Annotated in this window: 17 protein-coding genes; 10 read left to right on the forward strand and 7 right to left on the reverse strand. The window is 70.5% G+C overall.

Annotated features, from left to right (window positions below):
- Positions 1–39: 39 nt before the first annotated feature.
- A complete protein-coding gene (locus tag ACZ6IM_RS37505) occupies positions 40–2409 on the forward strand; it encodes a protein kinase domain-containing protein (protein ID WP_052842729.1) in 2370 nt (789 codons plus the stop codon).
- A 194-nt stretch (positions 2410–2603) separates the two neighbouring features.
- Here ACZ6IM_RS37505 and ACZ6IM_RS37510 read toward each other — a convergent pair whose 3' ends face one another.
- A complete protein-coding gene (locus ACZ6IM_RS37510; RefSeq protein WP_052842728.1) occupies positions 2604–3299 on the reverse strand; it encodes an HAD family hydrolase in 696 nt (231 codons plus the stop codon).
- Between the two features lie 392 nt (positions 3300–3691).
- On the opposite strand from ACZ6IM_RS37510, the gene ACZ6IM_RS37515 reads away from it, so the two are divergent.
- Entirely contained in the window at positions 3692–4330 is a 639-nt protein-coding gene (locus tag ACZ6IM_RS37515; protein WP_052842727.1) for a ScbR family autoregulator-binding transcription factor, read from the forward strand.
- Between the two features lie 159 nt (positions 4331–4489).
- Positions 4490–5335, forward strand: coding sequence for an NAD(P)H-binding protein (locus ACZ6IM_RS37520; RefSeq protein ID WP_469563076.1), 846 nt, complete (start codon positions 4490–4492; stop codon positions 5333–5335).
- 192 nt (positions 5336–5527) lie between these two features.
- On the opposite strand, the gene ACZ6IM_RS37525 is transcribed toward ACZ6IM_RS37520, so the two are convergent.
- Positions 5528–5995: a winged helix-turn-helix transcriptional regulator gene (locus ACZ6IM_RS37525; RefSeq protein WP_052842726.1), complete on the reverse strand. Its 468-nt coding sequence runs from the start codon at positions 5993–5995 to the stop codon at positions 5528–5530.
- Positions 5996–6095: 100 nt separating this feature from the next.
- On the opposite strand from ACZ6IM_RS37525, the gene ACZ6IM_RS37530 reads away from it, so the two are divergent.
- A complete protein-coding gene (locus tag ACZ6IM_RS37530; protein WP_469563167.1) occupies positions 6096–6587 on the forward strand; it encodes a PaaI family thioesterase in 492 nt (163 codons plus the stop codon).
- A 199-nt stretch (positions 6588–6786) separates the two neighbouring features.
- On the opposite strand, the gene lpdA is transcribed toward ACZ6IM_RS37530, so the two are convergent.
- Entirely contained in the window at positions 6787–8190 is a 1404-nt protein-coding gene (lpdA, locus tag ACZ6IM_RS37535; RefSeq protein WP_052842725.1) for a dihydrolipoyl dehydrogenase, read from the reverse strand.
- 205 nt (positions 8191–8395) lie between these two features.
- Entirely contained in the window at positions 8396–8956 is a 561-nt protein-coding gene (locus tag ACZ6IM_RS37540) for a TetR/AcrR family transcriptional regulator (protein WP_469563078.1), read from the reverse strand.
- Between the two features lie 116 nt (positions 8957–9072).
- Here ACZ6IM_RS37540 and ACZ6IM_RS37545 point away from each other — a divergent pair, with 116 nt between their 5' ends.
- From ACZ6IM_RS37545 to ACZ6IM_RS37555, 3 genes are all read left to right on the forward strand, one after another.
- Positions 9073–9765: an SDR family oxidoreductase gene (locus ACZ6IM_RS37545; RefSeq protein WP_469563081.1), complete on the forward strand. Its 693-nt coding sequence runs from the start codon at positions 9073–9075 to the stop codon at positions 9763–9765.
- A 477-nt stretch (positions 9766–10242) separates the two neighbouring features.
- The gene (locus tag ACZ6IM_RS37550) at positions 10243–11268 is read left to right on the forward strand and encodes an NADP-dependent oxidoreductase (RefSeq protein WP_469563084.1); all 1026 of its coding nucleotides are present in this window, start codon (positions 10243–10245) and stop codon (positions 11266–11268) included.
- Entirely contained in the window at positions 11261–12136 is an 876-nt protein-coding gene (locus ACZ6IM_RS37555) for an alpha/beta fold hydrolase (RefSeq protein WP_469563092.1), read from the forward strand. The genes ACZ6IM_RS37550 and ACZ6IM_RS37555 overlap by 8 nt, the downstream gene beginning before the upstream one ends.
- Positions 12137–12346: 210 nt before the next feature.
- Here ACZ6IM_RS37555 and ACZ6IM_RS37560 read toward each other — a convergent pair whose 3' ends face one another.
- From ACZ6IM_RS37560 to ACZ6IM_RS37570, 3 genes are all read right to left on the reverse strand, one after another.
- Positions 12347–13456: an MFS transporter gene (locus ACZ6IM_RS37560; RefSeq protein WP_469563096.1), complete on the reverse strand. Its 1110-nt coding sequence runs from the start codon at positions 13454–13456 to the stop codon at positions 12347–12349.
- 298 nt (positions 13457–13754) lie between these two features.
- Positions 13755–14636, reverse strand: coding sequence for an alpha/beta fold hydrolase (locus ACZ6IM_RS37565; protein ID WP_469563099.1), 882 nt, complete (start codon positions 14634–14636; stop codon positions 13755–13757).
- Positions 14637–14746: 110 nt separating this feature from the next.
- A complete protein-coding gene (locus ACZ6IM_RS37570) occupies positions 14747–15325 on the reverse strand; it encodes a TetR/AcrR family transcriptional regulator (RefSeq protein WP_469563102.1) in 579 nt (192 codons plus the stop codon).
- Between the two features lie 268 nt (positions 15326–15593).
- Between ACZ6IM_RS37570 and ACZ6IM_RS37575 the strand changes: the two genes are divergently transcribed.
- The 3 genes from ACZ6IM_RS37575 to ACZ6IM_RS37585 all read left to right on the forward strand — a co-directional run bounded on the left by ACZ6IM_RS37575 (position 15594) and on the right by ACZ6IM_RS37585 (position 18084).
- The gene (locus ACZ6IM_RS37575; protein WP_469563105.1) at positions 15594–16037 is read left to right on the forward strand and encodes an Rrf2 family transcriptional regulator; all 444 of its coding nucleotides are present in this window, start codon (positions 15594–15596) and stop codon (positions 16035–16037) included.
- 91 nt (positions 16038–16128) lie between these two features.
- Complete coding sequence (locus ACZ6IM_RS37580; RefSeq protein WP_469563108.1) at positions 16129–17370, forward strand: amidohydrolase family protein; 1242 nt, start codon at positions 16129–16131, stop codon at positions 17368–17370.
- Between the two features lie 342 nt (positions 17371–17712).
- Positions 17713–18084, forward strand: a complete 372-nt coding sequence (locus ACZ6IM_RS37585; RefSeq protein ID WP_469563111.1) for a hypothetical protein — start codon at positions 17713–17715, stop codon at positions 18082–18084.
- The last annotated feature ends 116 nt before the right edge of the window (positions 18085–18200 follow it).

The following is an 18200-nucleotide window of genomic DNA, read 5'->3' on the forward strand; positions in this document are numbered from 1 at the left end:
CCGGGCAGCGGGCGACGCCGCACTCCAGGGCAGGTGCACATGACGGAGGTCCCCCTGCTCCCGGGTGCGCCGCTGCTCCCCGACGACCCGCGTCTGCTCGGCGGTCACCGCATCATGCGGCGACTCGGGTCGGGCGGCATGGGGCAGGTCTATCTGGGGCGCAGCCCCGGCGGGCGGCTCGTCGCCGTCAAGACCGTCCACGAACACCTCGCCAGGGACCCGCGCTACCGAGAGCGATTCCGGCGCGAGGCCACCGCAGCGCGCGCCGTCACCGGCGCGCATACCGCCCCGGTGCTCGACGCCGATCCTGATTCCGTCGTGCCCTGGCTGGCCACGGCGTTCCTGCCGGGAGTCACCCTGCGCCACGCAGTCGTCGCAGGCGGGCCGTTGAACGCCCAGGCCGTGCGGTCGCTCGGTGCGTGCCTCGCCGAGGCTCTGGTGAGCATCCACGCGGCGGACATCGTGCACCGCGACCTCAAGCCTTCCAATGTGCTGCTGACCGCCGACGGTCCGCGCGTCATCGACTTCGGCATCGCCCGGGCCGCCGGGGACCTCGGTCTCACCGAGGCCGGAGCGATGATCGGCACGCCCGGCTTCATGGCTCCCGAACAGGTCGCCGGTGAGGATGCCGGGCCCGCTGCCGACGTGTTCGCGTTGGGTGCGGTCCTCGCCTTCGCCGCGACGGGCGAGCAGCCCTTCGGCTCGGGCCCCGTGGCCGTCCTGCTCTACCGAGCCACCCACGAAGAGCCGCACCTGGACGGCGTACCGGACACGGCGGGTCTGCGGGCACTCGTCTCCGGCTGTCTGCGCAAGGAGCCGTGGCGCCGGCCCTCCCTCGCACGGGTGCTGGCCCTGACCGCCTCGCCGGACGCGCCCCTGTGGTGGCGCGAGGAACCACTTCGGTCACTGATCGCGGGCGAGGGACTGACAGGTACCGAGGAGCCGTCATCCTCCGCCGGGACGGAGCGGCAACCGACACCCGAGCCTTCCCCGGCCCGGCCCACCGCCGCCCAGTCCCACCGCGCCGATCGCCTGCGTACCCTGACACGCCGCGCCTTCCTCACCACCGGTGGCGCGGGGCTCACCGGCCTGGCTGTCTGGGCCGTGGCCCGTGGTCCGAAAACGCCAGGCACAGGCGCCGAGGAGGACGGTCTCGTACTGGAGACCGGGTCGAAGCACCCCGGCCGGGAGCGCTGGAGGCTGGCCGGCCAGGACGACAGACCGGGTGACGTCACGTCCGCCCTGCTCGCCGGGGACACGGTGCTGGTGCACGGGGCGAGACCGGGCCTGGCCTCCACACAGGGACTGGTGCGCGCCGTGGGTGCCGAGGACGGGGCGAGGCAATGGCAGGACGACAAGGCGCCGGCGATCGCCGCTCACGAGCAGCTCTGGGGTGTCGCGAGCGGCCTGCTCATCGCCCCGGAGCTCCTGGAGAGGGTCTGCGAAGTACGGACAGGAGACCCACGGCTGCCGGAGCGGCCGTGGCGGGGGACCGTGAAGTGGTTCGCCGTCGCGGACGGGCGGCTCGTCACGCTGGGCGACGACGGCGGGTCGGCGGACGACCGGGTCCTGCGCTCGTTCGCTCTGCCCCCGGGCGGCTCGCGCGCCACCGAAGAACCCCGCACCCACGAGAAGGAGAAGACGCGTGACTGGCGAGCGCCCGCGGTCTCCGGCACCAGGCTGCTCCTCGTCCCGGACACCGGGGCGCTGGATCCCCGGGTCTTCTGCCTCGACGCGACCACAGGCCGGGAGCCATGGTCCTACACCGGGCTCGGCAAGACCGGGCAGCCCCAAACCGCGCCGGTCACTCTGCCCGCCCCGGACGGCCGCGGCGACGAGCGCTTCGCCCTGCTCAGCGACACCGACGAACTGCACCTCATCGACGTACGCACTGGCGACCGCCTGCACAACGAACCGCTGAGCCTCACCGCCGGGAATGGTGCCACGGCCCTCGGGCACGCCGCGGGCACCGGTCTGTTGCTGGCCGCCGGGGAGGACCTGATCGGTTTCAGCCCCGACAGCGGAAAGCGGCTGTGGAGCCACCCCACCGCCGGGCTCGACACCAGCTGGCCGTCGCTGCCGGGTGGTGGCCGACGAGGCCCCGTCGTGCGGGAGGGGGTCCTGCTCAACTGGCTGGATGCCAAGACCCTGCAGGCACTCGACCTCGCGGACGGTGGGCGACAGCTGTGGCGGACGTCGTTCGACGCCATCGCACGCTGCCCGCCCGCCATCGGAGGCGACATGGCCTACGTCACGGCCGGGCAGGTGTGCCGGGCGCTGGGACTGCGTACCGGGAAAGTGCTCAAGGAGTGGCCGGTGGACGCGGCGGTCACATGGCTCGCTGCCGACGCCAAGGGGTGGTACGCCGTGGTCGGCGCGTCGTCCCTGCGGGCGGTCAACGCGCCGTGACAACCTGACCCGTTCGGCGTAGCGGTCAGGGCTGCCGCCGCCTATGAGGTGCTGTTTGACATGGGGATCCGAGGCGTCGTGCCAGGCGGGCGGCAGCCTACTCCCACCGCCCCGGTGTGCCGCCGTCGGTGTCCACCGGGCAGCGCGAGGTGCTCGGCTTGCCGGACCTCAGCGGGCTGTCACGCCCTGTGCGTTCACCGCCGGCTGCCGAGCGCGTCGGCCCAGGCCAGCAGTTCGGGAGCGTCCAACGTCGGCAGCCACCTGTCGGCACCGGGAGTGCCGTCGCCCTTCGGCATGGGACCGACACCGAGGACCCGCAGGCCGGCCCGTCGGGCCGCTTCCACTCCGGTCAGGGAGTCCTCCACCGCGAGCGCCCGGTGCGGGGGGACACCGCAGAGCCGGGCCGCCTCGGCGTACACATCGGGGTGCGGCTTGGGACGCACGCCGTCCCCGGTGTCGGGTACGACCAGGTGCTCGAAGTGCTCCAGCAACCCGGCCCGTGCCAGGCTGCCTTCGACCACGACCCTCGGGCAGTTGCTGGCCACCGCCAGCGGCAAGCGGCCGGAGAGCAGCCGTACGACCCGGACCGCACCTGGCATCGTCACCGGTTCGTCGGTGACGAGGGCCAGGAAGTGGTCGAGCAGCGCGGCTGTCAGGTCCTCGGTCAGTTCGGGTTTGTGCACGGACTGCGCCATGAGCCGGCCGCAGTCCTCGTAGTGCAGGCCAAGGGCCTGCTCGGCGAACCCGGGCGGCGGCTGGAGCCCGTGTTCCCGGAACGCCTGGCTGCGAGCCTCCTGCCAGTGGCGTTCGCTGTCCATCAGGGTGCCGTCGCAGTCGAAGACGACGGCTTCGGGCGACCAGTCGAGCAGATCGTGGTCCGAGGGGGTCACTGGGGTCTCCCATGCTTTCGCATGTACGGGGCATTTCCGTATCCGGAGGAAACGGAAAGATAGTGATCGCTACGTTATTTCCGTCCAGGCAAATCGGGCAATAACCCTTTTCAGCGACTTGGTGTACGTCGGAAACAGGCGTATGGCTGGGCGGCGGCGACATCCGTGACGCGGCCGCCGAGGCCATCAACCCGGTTCCCGGGCACGTCGGTTGACGTGATTGCCGGACCGCGCGGGGCCCGGAGCGCCTTGCTTCCAATACCACTCGCAGGCGTTCGCATTCGAAAGAACTATGTAATCTGCGCACGAAAGTGCTCCCTTTGAACGCCAGGCGTACGCTGGCGCACTAAATTCTTGGGCGGCGTAAAAACAGAGCGAGGGCGGACGGAACATTGCAGGAACGGGCGAAGGCAACCCGCAGATCACTGCTTGAAGCGGCTGCCCAACTGTTCGCTGAGCAGGGATACGCGGCCACCAGCGTCAATGACATAAGCGCGAGGTCGGGCCGGACCAGTGGCGCGGTCTACTTCCACTACACCGGCAAGGAGGGAATCGCCGTCGCCGTCGTCGAGGACCGGTTCGCCACCTGGTCTCAGCTCGCTGCACGCTACGCAGACGAGACACTCCCCCCGCTCGAACGGCTCGTCGCCCTCAGCTACGACATCGCGCACGCCCTCACGCAGGATCCCGTGACGCGTGCCGGTGCCCGTCTGTGGGCCGAGCGCACCGTCATCAAAGCCCCCGTACCCCACCCCTTCGCGTTGTGGACCGCCGCCGCCACCCGACTGCTCGCGCAGGCCCGGCTGGCAGGGCAGGTCGACGAGCACGTCCGCCCCGGCCGCACGGCCCGCGCCCTCGTGCCCGCGTTCTTCGGCCTGTGCACCCTCACCGAGGCCCTTGAGGGTACGACCGTCCTCAACGACCGCCTCACCGACTGGTGGCACCTGACCTTGCCGTCCCTCCGGCCGCAACCGCCCCTGGAAGGATTCGTCCTTCAAACAACGGACGTCACGCTGCGGGGACGAGCGTGATCACGGCTGGGCGGCTTCTCCAGCAAGGAGAAGCGCTCCAGTCGGGATGCCGAAAAACCTTTGACGGCTCGGCGGTTGTCGGCCGATGGTGTGCAGGTCGCTTCGGTCACGAGACAGTCCTGCGGTGCCATCGGCTCTCGCACGGCGAGGGAGTTCCGCATGCTTGCTGTGTCTGCCGCTTCAGGGATGCTTGGCCGGCTCGTCGTGGATCATCTGCTGGCCCGGTGCCCTGCCGAAGACGTGGTGGTCGTGGTGCGTGCTCCCGATCGCGTCGCGGATCTCGCCGCCCGAGGAGTCCAGGTGCGCCGTGGCGACTACGACGCCCCGGACACGTTGCGCACCGCGTTCAAGAACGCCGACCGGCTGCTACTGATCTCGTCCCCGGAATTGGATCCCGCTCGCCGTGTCCGCCAGCACCGGAGCGCCATCGAGGCGGCCCGCGACGCCGGTGTCGGCGCGGTCGTCTACACGAGTTTTCTGGGTGCCGACATCCAGGCCGAGGGCGTCACTGAAGCACACCACGCCACCGAGCACGCGCTGCGGGCCAGCGGCCTGCCCCATACGCTGGTGCGCCACCCCTTCTACAGTGAAGCCTTCCTCAACCCCGGTCTGCACGCCGCCGTCCTTTCGGGCGTACTGGACGACGCGACCGGCGGCCGCGGCATCAACACCGCTTCCCGCTCCGACCTCGCCGAAGCCGCCGCACGCGTCTTGACCGAGGCCGACCACCTGGGCCGCGCCTACGACTTCACCGGCACCTTGTGGACCTATCCCCAGCTCGCCCAGGTCCTCACCCGCACTTGCGGTACGCCTGTCGTCCACCGTGTGCGGGACAGTCCCACTCCCGGTGCCCAGGGCTGGCTGGAGGAGCAAGTCCGAAGTGGGGCCCTGGAGCGGCAGACCGACGACCTCCCTCGCGTCCTCGGGCGTCTGCCCACGACACTGGACGAGGCTGTCACCAAGATCCTCGCCCGTCCCGCGCCCGGGAGCGGTGCTGCCGAGTAGCCAGACCGGGATCAGCGCGGAAGGACCGACGGGTGGAGCCGCGCGACGCGGCCAGGACCGTCGGCGCGGGGCCGGTGCATCGGTTCGGCGGCGCGCCGACGGCGGTCGTGCGCTTAAGGGGTCACGGTGCGCAGGGCGCGGCTCTCATCCGGTGTGTTACCGCCCTCTGGCCCCGACTGTGGCGTCGACGGCTCACGGCCGTGGGCGGGCGTCTGTCCCCAGTCGGGCGGTGACGTCACGTGGGGTGAGGGGGGAGTGCTCTGCGGAGCACTCGACGACGACGCGGACCGGGGCGTCGCAGTCGGTGTGACGGATGTCCAGCACCGGGCCGTCGGAGTCGAGGGCGTATGCCTCGCCCCACTGGCCGAGGGCCATCAGGACGGGCCACAGGTCCCAGCCCTTGCGGGTCAGGCGGTATTCGTTGCGGGAGCGGCTGCCGGGCTCCTGGTAGGGCACGGTCTTGAGGATGCCGACCGAGATGAGTTTGCGGAGACGGTTGCTGAGGACGGCCTCCGACAGGCCGATGTGGCGGTGGAAGTCGTCGAAGCGGCGGACGCCGTTGACGGCGTCGCGCAGGATCAGCAGCGTCCATTTCTCCCCGACCACATCCAGCGCGCGCTGGACCGGGCAGTTCTCCGTGCTCACCTCAACCCACTCCATCCCGTCATCGTAGAGCCCCTGGCTTCCTCATTGACAGTCAGATGAGTACGCGGCTAGCTTCACTTGGGAAAGTCAGATGATCAAAGGGAAGGCGCTGGGCGTGGGGCGGACACGAACGTACAACTGGGACGATCCGGCGATCCCCGCACAGGCCGCTGCGGGCATGGCCGGCCTCGACTTCCTTCGCGAGGTGCAGGCGGGGCGGCTCGCCCCGGCGCCCGTCGGCCGGACCCTCGACTTCTCCCTGGACGAGGTGGAGCACGGCAGGGCGGTCTTCTCCCTGGTGCCGGGGGAGGAGCACTACAATCCGATCGGCAGCATGCACGGCGGCGTCTTCGCCACGCTGCTCGACTCCGCGGCGGGCTGCGCCGTCCAGTCCACGCTCCCGCAGGGGATGGCGTACACCTCGCTCGATCTGACGGTGAAGTTCTTGCGGCCGGTCACCGTGGACACGGGCCGGGTGCGCGCCATCGGCTCGGTGATCAGCAGTGGTCGCCGAACCGCGCTCGCCCAGGCCCAGTTGGTCGACACGGCGGACCGCCTGCTCGCGCACGCCACCAGTAGCTGCCTCCTCTTCCCGGTGCCCGCGTGACTCGCTGTCACGGCGGTCTTTCGAGCGCCGCGCTCCTGCTGGGGTGTGAGGCACCGAGGTGCCGGCGCGGCCACCGGCTCATCTGCTGAGGTGGCGGCGACCGGGCGCGGCACCGTCGTCGGCGAGGGGCTCGTACTCGCCGAAGTGTGTTCCTCGCCCGGGTCGGTGGAGGCCGACGGATCGTCCGCCCGCCCTGCAGTCAGAGGTTGATCATGTGGCCGGTGAGGCCGTGGAACGCCTCTTGGAGCGCTTCGCCCAGGGTGGGGTGGGTGTGGACGTTGCGGGCGAGTTCGGTGGCGGTCAGGTCCCACTTCTGCGCGAGGGTGAGTTCGGGGAGAAGTTCCGCGACGTCCGCGCCGACCATGTGTCCGCCGAGGAGCTCGCCGTGCGCGGCGTCGGCCACGAGCTTCACGAAACCGGTCGGTTCGCCCAGACCGTGGGCCTTGCCGTTGGCGGTGAAGGGGAACGTGGAGACGAGCACCTCGTGCCCCTCGTCACGGGCCTGCTGCTCGGTGAGCCCGAACGAGGCGACCTGGGGCTGGCTGAAGGTCGCGCGGGGCATCATCCGGTAGTCGCCCAGCGGCATCGTCTCGGCTCCGGCGATGGTCTCGGCGGCGACGACGCCCTGGGCCTCGGCGACGTGGGCGAGCTGGAGCTTGGCGGTGACGTCGCCGATGGCGTAGAGGTGCGCCGCGGTGGTCCGCATGTAGTCGTCGATGGCGATGGCGCCGCTTTCGGTGAGGGCGACGCCAGTGTTCTCCAGGCCGTAGCCGGTGGTGCGGGGCGCGAACCCGACGGACATGAGGACCCTGTCGGTACGCAGCTCGGACCGCTTGCCGTCGGCCGTGGTGTAGGTCACCGTGACGTAGGTTCCCTCGTCCCTGACGGCCTCGACCTTGGTGGAGGTCAGGAGGGTGACGCCGAGCTTCTTGTACTGGCGCGTGATCTCCTTCGACACCTCGGCGTCCTCGTTGGGCAGTGCCCGGTCGAGATATTCGAGGATCGTGACCTCGACGCCGTAGTTGCGCAGGACGTAGGCGAACTCCATGCCGATCGCGCCGGCGCCGACGATGACGATGGAGGCGGGCAGCCCGCGCTGAAGGATCTGCGTCTCGTAGGTGACGACGTTCTCGCTGAGTTCGACACCGGGCAGTAGTCGCACGGTGGAGCCGGTGGCGATGATGGCGTCGTCGAAGGTGACCCGCTGCGTGCCGCCGGCTGTGAGGGACACCTCCAGGGTGCCGTCGTCGGTGAAGGTGCCGTGGCCGTCGATCTCGGTGATGGCGTTCTTCTTCATGAGGAAGTGGACGCCTTTGACCCGGCCTTCGGCGACCTGGCGGCTGCGGTCGTATGCGGCGCCGTAGTCGAACGCCACGTCGCCCGAGATACCGAACTGCTTCGCCCGGTGGTGGAAGGTGTGGGCGAGTTCGGCGTTGCGCAGCAGCGCCTTGGAGGGGATGCAGCCGACGTTCAGGCAGACACCTCCCCAGTACTGCTTCTCGATGACAGCGACTCTCTTGCCGAGCTGGGCCGCGCGGATCGCGGCGACGTACCCGCCGGGTCCCGCGCCGAGGACGACGACGTCGAAGTGGGTGCTGCTCATGGGGAATCCTTCCTGCTATTCGCTGTCCGACCTGGCCATCGTCCTGCCGGGCGTACCGGGGCGCCCGGCAGGACGGTTCGCGGGTCAGTGAGGCGGGCGTGGCGACAACGGCGCGCGTGGTGTCTGCCGTGATGTTCCTCGCGATGGCGGCGGTCGCCTCGTCGCCCACGCGTGCGGTCGGCGGGTCCCCCCACCGTGCCCTTGTTCAGTCTGCTTCGGTCAAGGCCGTGTGCGCGGCGGCGAGGATCTCCTCGGAGAGCGGGGAGTCCTTGGTGGCCCGGGACAGGACCAGCGCGCCGAACAGGGTGCAGAGGCGGACGATGCCGTCCTGGTCGTCACCGGCCAGGAACTCGGCGAAGTCGGCCACCCCCTCGGCGTAGACGCGACGGGCCTCGCGCCCTCCGCCCTCGCGCGCGATGTCGGTGGCGAGCGCGGCGACCGGACAGCCGTCCGCCGGGTCGTCGCGGTGCTCGACGGAGAGGTAGGCGTCGATCAGCGCCCGCTGGGCGGTGGCGCGCTGCCCGTCGTACCGATCGAGCCCGGCGCTGTAGCGCTGGGCGAGCTCGGCGAAGGCGTGGGCGGTGGTCTCGTCGACGAGCGCCTCCTTGGAGGCGAACTGCTTGTAGAAGGCGCCGTGGGTCAGGCCGGCCGCCTTCATCAGGTCGGCGACGCTCACCTGGGTGCCCTGTTCCCGGAACAGCCGGGAGGCGGTGTCCACCACCCGCCTGCGGTTCTCCTCCGCCTGCGCCTGCGATACGCGGCCCATGACCAGCTCCCATTTTGGATGTCGACTGGCATCTATCGTAGCCCGGTGTTTAGATTGGAAGCATAATCTAATTGAGGCGGGCGGCCCGACGGTCCCTGCCGGGACCAGGAGCAGACATGGAACTGAGGAACGCGGTCGCGGTCGTCACCGGTGCCAACCGGGGCTTCGGCCGGTATCTGGCCGCCCAGCTCGTCGAGCGCGGCGCCAAGGTGTACGGAGCGGCCCGGCGCCCCGAAACGGTCGACATGCCAGGCGTCATCCCGCTGCGGCTGGACGTCACGGACGAAGCGTCGATACGACAGGCCGCGCGCGTGGCGTCCGACACGACACTGCTGATCAACAACGCGGGCATCTCCACCGGCGCGACGCTGATCGCAGGTGACGCGGCCGAGGTGCGCAGGGAGATGGAGACCAACTTCTTCGGCCCGCTCGCCGCGACCCGCGCCTTCGCCCCCGTCATCGAGGGCAACGGTGGCGGCGCCGTACTGAACGTCCTGTCCGCCCTGTCCTGGTTCCATCCGGCAGGACTCGGCTCCTACGCCGCGTCCAAGGCCGCCGCCTGGGCACTGACCGGCGCGACCCGCGACGAGCTGGCACCGCGCGGGATCGCCGTCTCGGCGCTGCACGTCGGCTACATGGACACCGACATGGCCGCCGCCGTGCCCGCCGACCAGAAGGTCTCCGCCGCCGACGTCGCGGCCCAGGCCCTCCACGGCATCGAGGCCGGCCTGCCCGAGATCCTCGCCGACGAGACCAGCCGGCGCGTCAAGCAGAACCTGGCCGCGGCACCCCAGCCGAACACGGACTGACACTCACCCCGCCCGCCGCGCGACGGCCTTCCCGCCCATCGAGCAAGGACATCCCATGCGCTGCACGACCTTCGTCACCGGACCGGACTGCGCGTCTCCGAGTACGCGCTCGGCACCGCGAACTTCGGCACCGGCTGGGGCGCCGGAGCCGAGCCGGACGAGGCACGCCGGATCCTCGACCGGTTCGCCGAGGCCGGCGGCACCTTCCTCGACAGTGCGGACGGCTGGCGCGGTGCCGCTCGGCGCGCCCCACGAGGCGATCACCGCCTCCCTGGACCGCCTCCAGGGAGGCGCCGCCGCCCGCGTCATCGCCCCGGTCCTGCCCGTGGCCTGATGGGCGGGAGCGGCCGCGGCCGCGGTGCGCCCGCGCGGCAGCCGGAAAGTCAGCACACACTGCTTCGAGAAGTACGGCGGCCGAGCCCGCACCCGTGCCGCCGAGATACCCGACCTCCAGAAACACATTGTCAGGAGTACTCCGTGAAGGCCTTCGTCCTCGAGAAGTACGGCTCCCCCTTGCGGCAGGTCGAGATGCCCGTACCGCTCCCCGCCCCTCATGAGGTGCTGGTGCGCATGGCCGCGTCGGGCGTCAACCACGCCGACGAGCGGGTCCGCTCCGGCGAGTTCAAGGCGATCTTCCCGTTCCGGCTGCCCAAGGTCATGGGCGGCGAGTTGTCCGGCGAGGTCGTCGAGGCCGGTTCCGCGGTACGCGACATCGCCGTGGGCGACCACCTGTACGGCTACGTCGACCTGGCGGCCACGGGCACCTTCGCCGAGTACGTCGCGGTCGACGCCGCGTCGATGGCACCCGTGCCCCGGTCCGTGAGCCTGGTCGAGGCCGCGGGACTTCCAGTCGTCGCGCTCACGGCCTGGCAGGCCCTCGTAGAGATGGGCAGGGTGAAGAAGGGCCAGACCGTCCTCATCCACGGCGGGACCGGGGGAGTGGGATCGATCGCGATCCAGCTCGCCCGGCACCTGGGCTGCACCGTCGCCACCACCGTCTCGACGGCGAACATCGCGGCTGCCCGGGAGCTCGGTGCCGACATCGTCATCGACTACCGCCGCGACGACCTCGCGCAGCGACTCGCCGGCACGCCCGTCGACCTGGTCCTCGACACCCAGGGCGGAGCCACGCTGCGGGCTTCCCTCGGCGTAGTGCGCTCCGGTGGCACCGTGATCGGCATCACCGGCCCGCCCGACCCGGACTTCGCACGGCGCGTCGGCGTCAACCCGGTCGTCCGGCTCGCCATCCGGGCCCTGAGTGCCCAGACCCGACGCCGCGCACGCGCGCTCGGGGTCACCTACCGGTTCCTGTTCATCACCCCCGACAGCGCCGCGCTGCGCCAGGTCGCCGGGCTGGTCGACGACGGGGTGCTGCGCCCGATCGTCGACCGGGTTCTCCCCTTCGGCCAGACCCCGCGGGCCCTGGCCGAGGTTCTCGCCGGCGGCACCCGCGGCAAGGTCCTGGTCACCACCGACGCGACGGCGGTGACCAACCGTGACTGAGCCCACCGTCCGCCCCCGGTCCACCACGTGGGCCACGGCGCCCAACCGCCGCATCGTCGTGGGCTCCCACACGCTCGTCTTCCGCGACCTCGGCCCCGAGAACGGCGTCCCACTGGTCCTGCTCACCCACCTGGGCGCCACCCTTGACGAGTGGGATCCCCGATTGGTCGACGCCCTCGCCCGCGACCGCCGTGTCCTCGCGCTCGACCTCCCCGGGGTCGGCGGATCCACCGGCCGCGTCCCGGGCACCGTCGACGCGATGGCGCGTGCGGCGCAGGGGTTCGCGGCCGCCCTCGGCCTGACCCGGTTGGACCTGCTCGGATTCTCGCTCGGCGGCTTCGTCGCCCAGCAGGTGGCGCTCGACGCGCCGGGACTCGTGCGCCGCCTCGTCCTGGCCGGAACCGGCCCCGCCGGGGGAGACGGCATCGACCGTACGACGGGAGGGGCTTACGTCTACTGGGACATGGCTCGTGCCGCGTTGGCCCGCACCGATGCCAAGGAGTTCCTGTTCTTTCCCCGCACCCCAGCGGGCAAGGCGGCAGCCAAGGCGTATCTCGCCCGCTTGCGCGAGCGTGTCATGGACCGTGACGTCCCCATCAGACTGTCGTCCTTCCACCGCCAGATCAGCACCATCCGGGACTGGGGCCGGGCTGAGCCGCAGGACCTCTCCCGCATCGGCGCTCCGACGCTCATCGCCAACGGCGACCACGACCGCATGGTCCCCACCGAGCTGTCCCACGACCTGCACGCCCGCATTCCCGGCAGCACGCTGATCATCTATCCAGGGGCCGGGCACGGCGGCGTCTTCCAGCACGGCGACGAGTTCGTCGACGCCGTACGAGCCCACCTCGACGGCCCTACCCGCTGAGCCAACACAGCTATCGGCAGCCCTGCACTTGGCCGGTTTCCACCGCGCGGCGGACGACGAGACGCTCATCGGCGGTGACCTCTGCGGTGTCCGCCCGACGCCGTTCGGCTTGCGGGTGATCGTCGGGGCCGCCACCGACCGGGCTGTGCTCAGAACTGCTTGGACGGCTTCGCCGGTGCGGCGGGCAGCACGGTGCGCAGAGCCCCCCTGTCACGGCCGGTGGGAAGCCCGCCCGCCCAGCAGTACCACGCAGGACGCGAGGGACAGCAGTCCACCGGTGAGGAAGGCGCCCCGCACGTCGGCGGCCGACACGACGAGTCCCCCCAGCGCGGCGCCCGCAGCGATGCCGGCGTTGTACGCACCTGAGTTCGCCGCGAGCGCGATATCCGTGCGCCCCGGTGCGCAATGCAGCGTCTCGTTCTGGGTGGTCATGAACACCGGCCCGAGCGCACCGCCCATCAGCGCCAGGAAGACCACCGCCGACACCGGATCGGTGCCGGCCGCGTACAGACCGAGCATGCCGACCGCCTGCGTGGCCACGGCCGTGACCGGCGCGGACCGGGGGAAGCGGTCCAGCAGTACCCCGGTGATGCTCACTCCGGCAAGACAAGCAAGCCCGAACACCACGAACAGGGCGCTGACCGTGCTCGGGGAGAACCCACTCACGTCGCCCAGAAACTTCACGATGTAGGTGTATCCCGCGAACGCTCCGGTGGCGGACAGGGCCCCGGCCGCCAGCACCGTCCCGAACCGACGGGTGTCGGGACGTGTTCCGTAGGCGGCCGGCTCTTCCTCCGGACGCGAGGTGGGCAGCAGCACGGCAATCGTCACCAAGGAGAGGAGGCCCAGACCCGCCAGCATGGCGACGGGCACCTCCCAGTCGCTCCGCCGGCCCAGCCAGGTCCCGGCGGGAACACCGACCACCAGGGCGAGTGAACCGGCGACGGACAGCGCCCCGACCGTACGGCCGCGGACCTCCGGCCGGAACAGGCCCACCGCCACCGGCCCCATCACGGCCCAGAACAGTGCCTGGGCGAGCGCGGTCAGCAGCCGCGCCACCAGGAGCAACCAGTAGGAGGTGGCCAGTGCCGCGACAAGACTGGATACGACCAGCGCGGCAAGCAGGCCCGTGAGCACATGACGACGAGGCACAGCGCGCACGACGTGGGCGAGCGGCACCGAGGCCACGGCCACCGTCGCGCCGTAACCAGTAACCAGGAGACCGACCGCCGACACCGGCACCCGTAGGCTTTCGGAGATCAGCTCCAGGAGACCCACCGGCAGGTTCTCTGCGGTGTTGAAGGTGAAAGCGGCCAGCATCAGGGCCGCGAGTACAGCCAGTCTCCGCCATGGAGCCGGGAGCCCCGCGATCGTGCGGCCTCCTCCTGCCCTCGCCCGTTGCTCCTGCTCCGTGGCACCACCCATGGAGGTACCTCACCGGGCCCACTGGGCACACCGCAACCGAGATTGGTCTCCGGCAGGTCAGCAGGCCGGTGATCGCGATCAGCGCCGAGGTCAGGCCGTGGATGCCGGACGCGGCGGCAAGGGGGCCTCCACCGGGACGTCGTCGAACGGCGGAGGGCGCACGGGCCTTGCGGCCGCGGTGGACGGGCGTCGGCTACCTGTGGGCTGCCAGGAACGGCAGGACCACGTCGGCCATCTCGTCGGGTACTTCCTCCGCGAGGTCGTGGCCCGCGTCGAAGACGTGTCCGGTGACGTCGTGGGCCACGAGCCGCGCCTGGTCCTCGTTGCGCTCACCGATGAAGGCGGAGCCGCCGAGTGCCAGGACCGGGATGTCCAGCTTCTTCCGGGCGGCCTGCCGGTTCTGTTCGGCGTCGGTCAGCATGGCCCGGTAGACGGCGAGCATCGCGCGGATACCGCCGGGCATGGAATAGCAGCGCACGTACTCCTCGACGGCGTCGGAGGTGGCGGTGTCGGGGTGGCTGCGCTCGTTCTTGATCATGTAGGTGATCAGTTCGCGTTCGTGCCCGGCGATCAGCATCTCGGGGACGTCGGGCTGGAAGTAGAAGCCCAAATGCCACAGGTGCATGCCGCTGGAGACGTTCTCGGGGGTGAGGGCGGTGTGGTCCTCGAAGCCGAAGCCGGGAAACAGTGCCTCGGCGAAGACGAGGGCGGTGACGTGTTCGCGATGGCGGGCGGCGAGCTGGTAGCCGATCACGGCGCCCCAGTCCTCGCCGATCACGGCGTAGGTCTCGTGGCCGAGGCGGGCCATCAGCTCGGCGATGTCATCGCTCATCGTCGCGGAGTCGTAGCCGTCTGCGGGGCGGGCCGAGTCGCCGAGACCCCGCAGGTCGGGCACGACGACAGTGTGGTGGGGGGTGAGCTTCGGGACCAGGTGGCGCCAGTGGTAGCCGGTCTTGGGCACGCCGTGCAGCAGTACCACGGCGGGGCCGTCGCCGGCCGTCCGGTAGTGCAGGCTCGTTCCGTTGACAGCGGCACGTCCGGTGCGCAGGGGCGTTGTGGTGTGGTCGTACATCATGACGTGGTGCTTCCTTTCGTGGATGTGTGTGCTGGGTTGGCCGGATGCATTTTCTGTATCGATCGTTCCATATTCGGGCCATGGGAACGCCCGGCAGGTCACGGGCAATCTCAGTCGAGAGTGGTCAGTGCGACCTCTACGAGCGGTTCGAGGCTGCGCGCGTCCGGCGTGATCTTCGAGGAGACCAGCAGTCCGTTGAGGAAGGTGATCAGGAACGCGGCGACCGTGTCCTGGTCGTGGCGCGCCGTGATCTCGCCCCGCTCCGCCGCGGCTCGCAGGACCTCCACCAATGCTTCCCGGCTGGCCTCCTGCATCTCGCGCACGGTGCGCCGGGTCGCCGCGTCCTGCGGCAGCCGCTCGCAGACGGCGTTCACGGCCAGGCAGCCCTGCCCGCCGTTCCCCGTGGCGATGCGGATCCGCTCCGTCAGCAGCGTGCGGATCGCCGCACGGGCGTCCGTGCCCTCCTCCAGGCTGCGCAGGGCAGCCGCCGCGAGGGTGGTGCGGTAGTGCTCCAGCGCGGCCCGGTAGAGGCCGTCCTTGTCGCCGAACGCGGCGTACAGGGATCCCTGTCCGATCCCGAGGTGCTGGGTGAGGTCCCGCACCGAGGTCGCCTCGTAGCCGCGCGTCCAGAAGAGTTCCATGGCGCGGCTCACCGCCGCCTCGGTGTCGAACTCCCGGTTCCTTGCCATGGCGTCACCGTAACCTATCTGGATCGACCGATCAAGAAAGAGGCTGCGCTCTGAGGGGTCGCGTGTCCCGGGCGGGGATGGTGCGGCTCGTGCCCGCGCAGTTGGAGGGCTCGAAGGGGGCGGCTCCTCGGTGCCGCCGGGAGGGCTTCGAGTGGGCGGGTGCACACTCGTCGCCGGCGCGGCCGGTGCCGCCGAGTGCGGCAGTCGGTTGACCGTCATGTCAACTGAAACTAGCTTGGTGGCAGTTAATCGGCGGCAGGAGTCGGAGATGGCGGGGCTCAGCAGCAGGAGCGCGGTCGCGGTCCACGCGCTGGCGATGCTGGCGCACCGGCGTGGAGGCATGCTGACTTCCGCGGAGATCGCGGACAGTCTCGAGAGCAATCCCGTTCTTGTGCGGCGCGTCCTCGGTCGCCTGCGGGACGCTCACCTCGTGCGGTCCACCGAGGGGCGGGCAGGCGGCTGGTCCCTTGCCCGCGCCCCGCGGGACATCACGCTCTACGACGCGTATGCCGCCGTGGAAGGGGAGCGGATCTTCTCGGGGCACGCCCATCCGCCCAGCGAGGCGTGTGTGGTCGGCCGCAACATCGGCGCTCTGCTGGACGTCGAGTTCCAGGACGCGGAGCGAGCCCTGGAGGAGCGGCTCGGCCGGACGACGATCGCCGCCCTGCTGCAGCGGATCCTGGCCTCCGACATCGAAGCGAAGGGCCGCTGATCCGGCCGTGACACGTACGCGTCCCGCGTCATGACGCATTCCCGAACTGTAACCGGCCTGGTTGCAGTTATCTCCCAGGGCAGTGAGAGCGATGAACCAGAAAGAGGCAGCGCCCACGGGCGCAGAGGCTCGCGGCCCCGAGACCCACGACCTCGTGATCAGCCGCGCACGTGTCTTCGACGGCCGCCGGATGCTCACCGGTCTGCATGACGTCGCCGTCGACGGCACGCGGATCGCTTCCGTGTCGGCCGAACCGCTCAGGGGCAGACAGGAGGTGGACGCGGCCGGAGGGTGGGTCATGCCGGGGCTGATCGACACCCACATTCACTTCTACGACGTGCGCGCGGTCTCCGACGCGGACGCGATGCGGGACTTCGAGGAGAACGAGCTTCCCGGACGGCTCGGGTCGTTCCTCGACCACGGGATCACCACCATCAAGTCGGTGGGTGATCCGACGGACGGGATCCTGGACACACGGGACAGGATCGCCGCGGGTGAGCTGAGGGGACCGCGACTGCTGGCGACGGGGTGTGGCATCACCGGACGCGACGGTCACCCCGCCGCCACTGTCTTCCGCGACAACCCCTGGGCACGCGAACGCTTCACCGGAGAGGTCGGCAGCGTGCAGGAGATCCGCGACCTGGTGCACCACCTGGCCGACCGCGGGGTGGACGCGATCAAACTCCTGTCGGAAGGCGCGTGCGCACATTCCGGCGGGCCGAGCTACCTCTGGCAGAATCCCGCATTCCCGGATGGTGTCGAGCTGGAACGGCTCCCCCTCGATCTCCTCCGGGCCGGCATCGAGGCCGGGCACGAGCGGGGCCTTCGGGTCACCGTCCACACCACCCAGCAAGCCGCGGCACGTGAGGCGACAGAAGCCGGGGCAGACGGCCTGGAGCACGGGGTCACCGTCGAGCCCCTCACCGACCACGCGCTCATCGACCTGATGCTCGAGCGCGACATCACCTACACGCCCACGCTCTGGATCGACGACGCCCACCCCGACTCCCGCGGCAACCTCCGGAAGGTCGCCGAGGCCGGGGTGCCCATCGCGCTGGGCAGTGACACCTTCAGCGGCCGGGGCCTGTTCGGAGCCAACACCCTGGAAGAGGCCGAACTCATGGTGGCGGCCGGGATGACGCCCACCCAGGTGCTGGCCGCGGGCACCAGCGGCGCATCGAGGCAGTGCGTCCGCCCCGACCTGGGCACAGTGGCCCCCGGAAAGCGGGCCGACCTGCTCGTGCTCAACGCCGATCCCACCACGGACATCCGCAACCTGCGCGCACTCCGCCTGGTGATCCTGAACGGCGAACTCGTCGTCGACAAAAGCTAGGTGAGCCGAGCCGCTCCGGTCGCTGCCGTTCTCGACGGGCTCCGGCGGCCGATACGACAAGTACACCCACACGGGCGGCGCACTCGCCGAACGCCTGTTAGCGCCCCTAGGAGACCGCTATCAACAGTGCATGCACAAAACTGTGCTGCGCCGCCTGACTGCCGCCCCTGTCGACCTCCCTCTCGCCGCCTCCACGCCAGCTCATGCGACGGAGACGCTTGTGCCGTCCGGGAGGCCATCGCGCGCCTGCCGGTGGCGGTCGAGTCCCGTGAGGATCAGGACCGGGTCGCCTTCAAGCGCTGGAATGCCGGTGCGCACCCAGTCGGTAACAAGGAGAGGCTCATGAGTACAGCACGAAGGACACGACGGCGGGTCGCCACGCTCTCGGCCGCGCTCACGAGCGCTGTCGGGCTGCTGTTGGTGACCGCGGCGCCTGCGAGTGCCGAGGTGAAGTCCACCTGCGGTACGTACATCTGCGTCGCCACCGCGTACCAGGGCCGCGACTACGTCCAGGACATCACCGTCACGACCAGGGACGGGCTGCCGGGGACGCTGCGCGGGTTCGTCGGTGACTACCGAGGGAGCAAGGCGAACGTCTCGCGGTGGCGGTTCGTCGTCAACCGGGAGATCAGGGCGTACCCGAGGCTGGCCGTCTGCGGTGGCCTCGATCGCGGTGGCCGTGTCATCGAGAACCACTGTGTGATGATCCCCTGACGGCAGTGACACGGCCCGTCTGCGTTCGGTTGAGCCCTCCTCGCGGTACACCGCGAGGTTGGCCCGGCGCAGCGGGGCGAGCTGCTGGGACAGGTGCGCGTCGCCTCCACCTCGTC

It is taken from the genome of Streptomyces sp. NPDC042336, assembly GCF_055581985.1.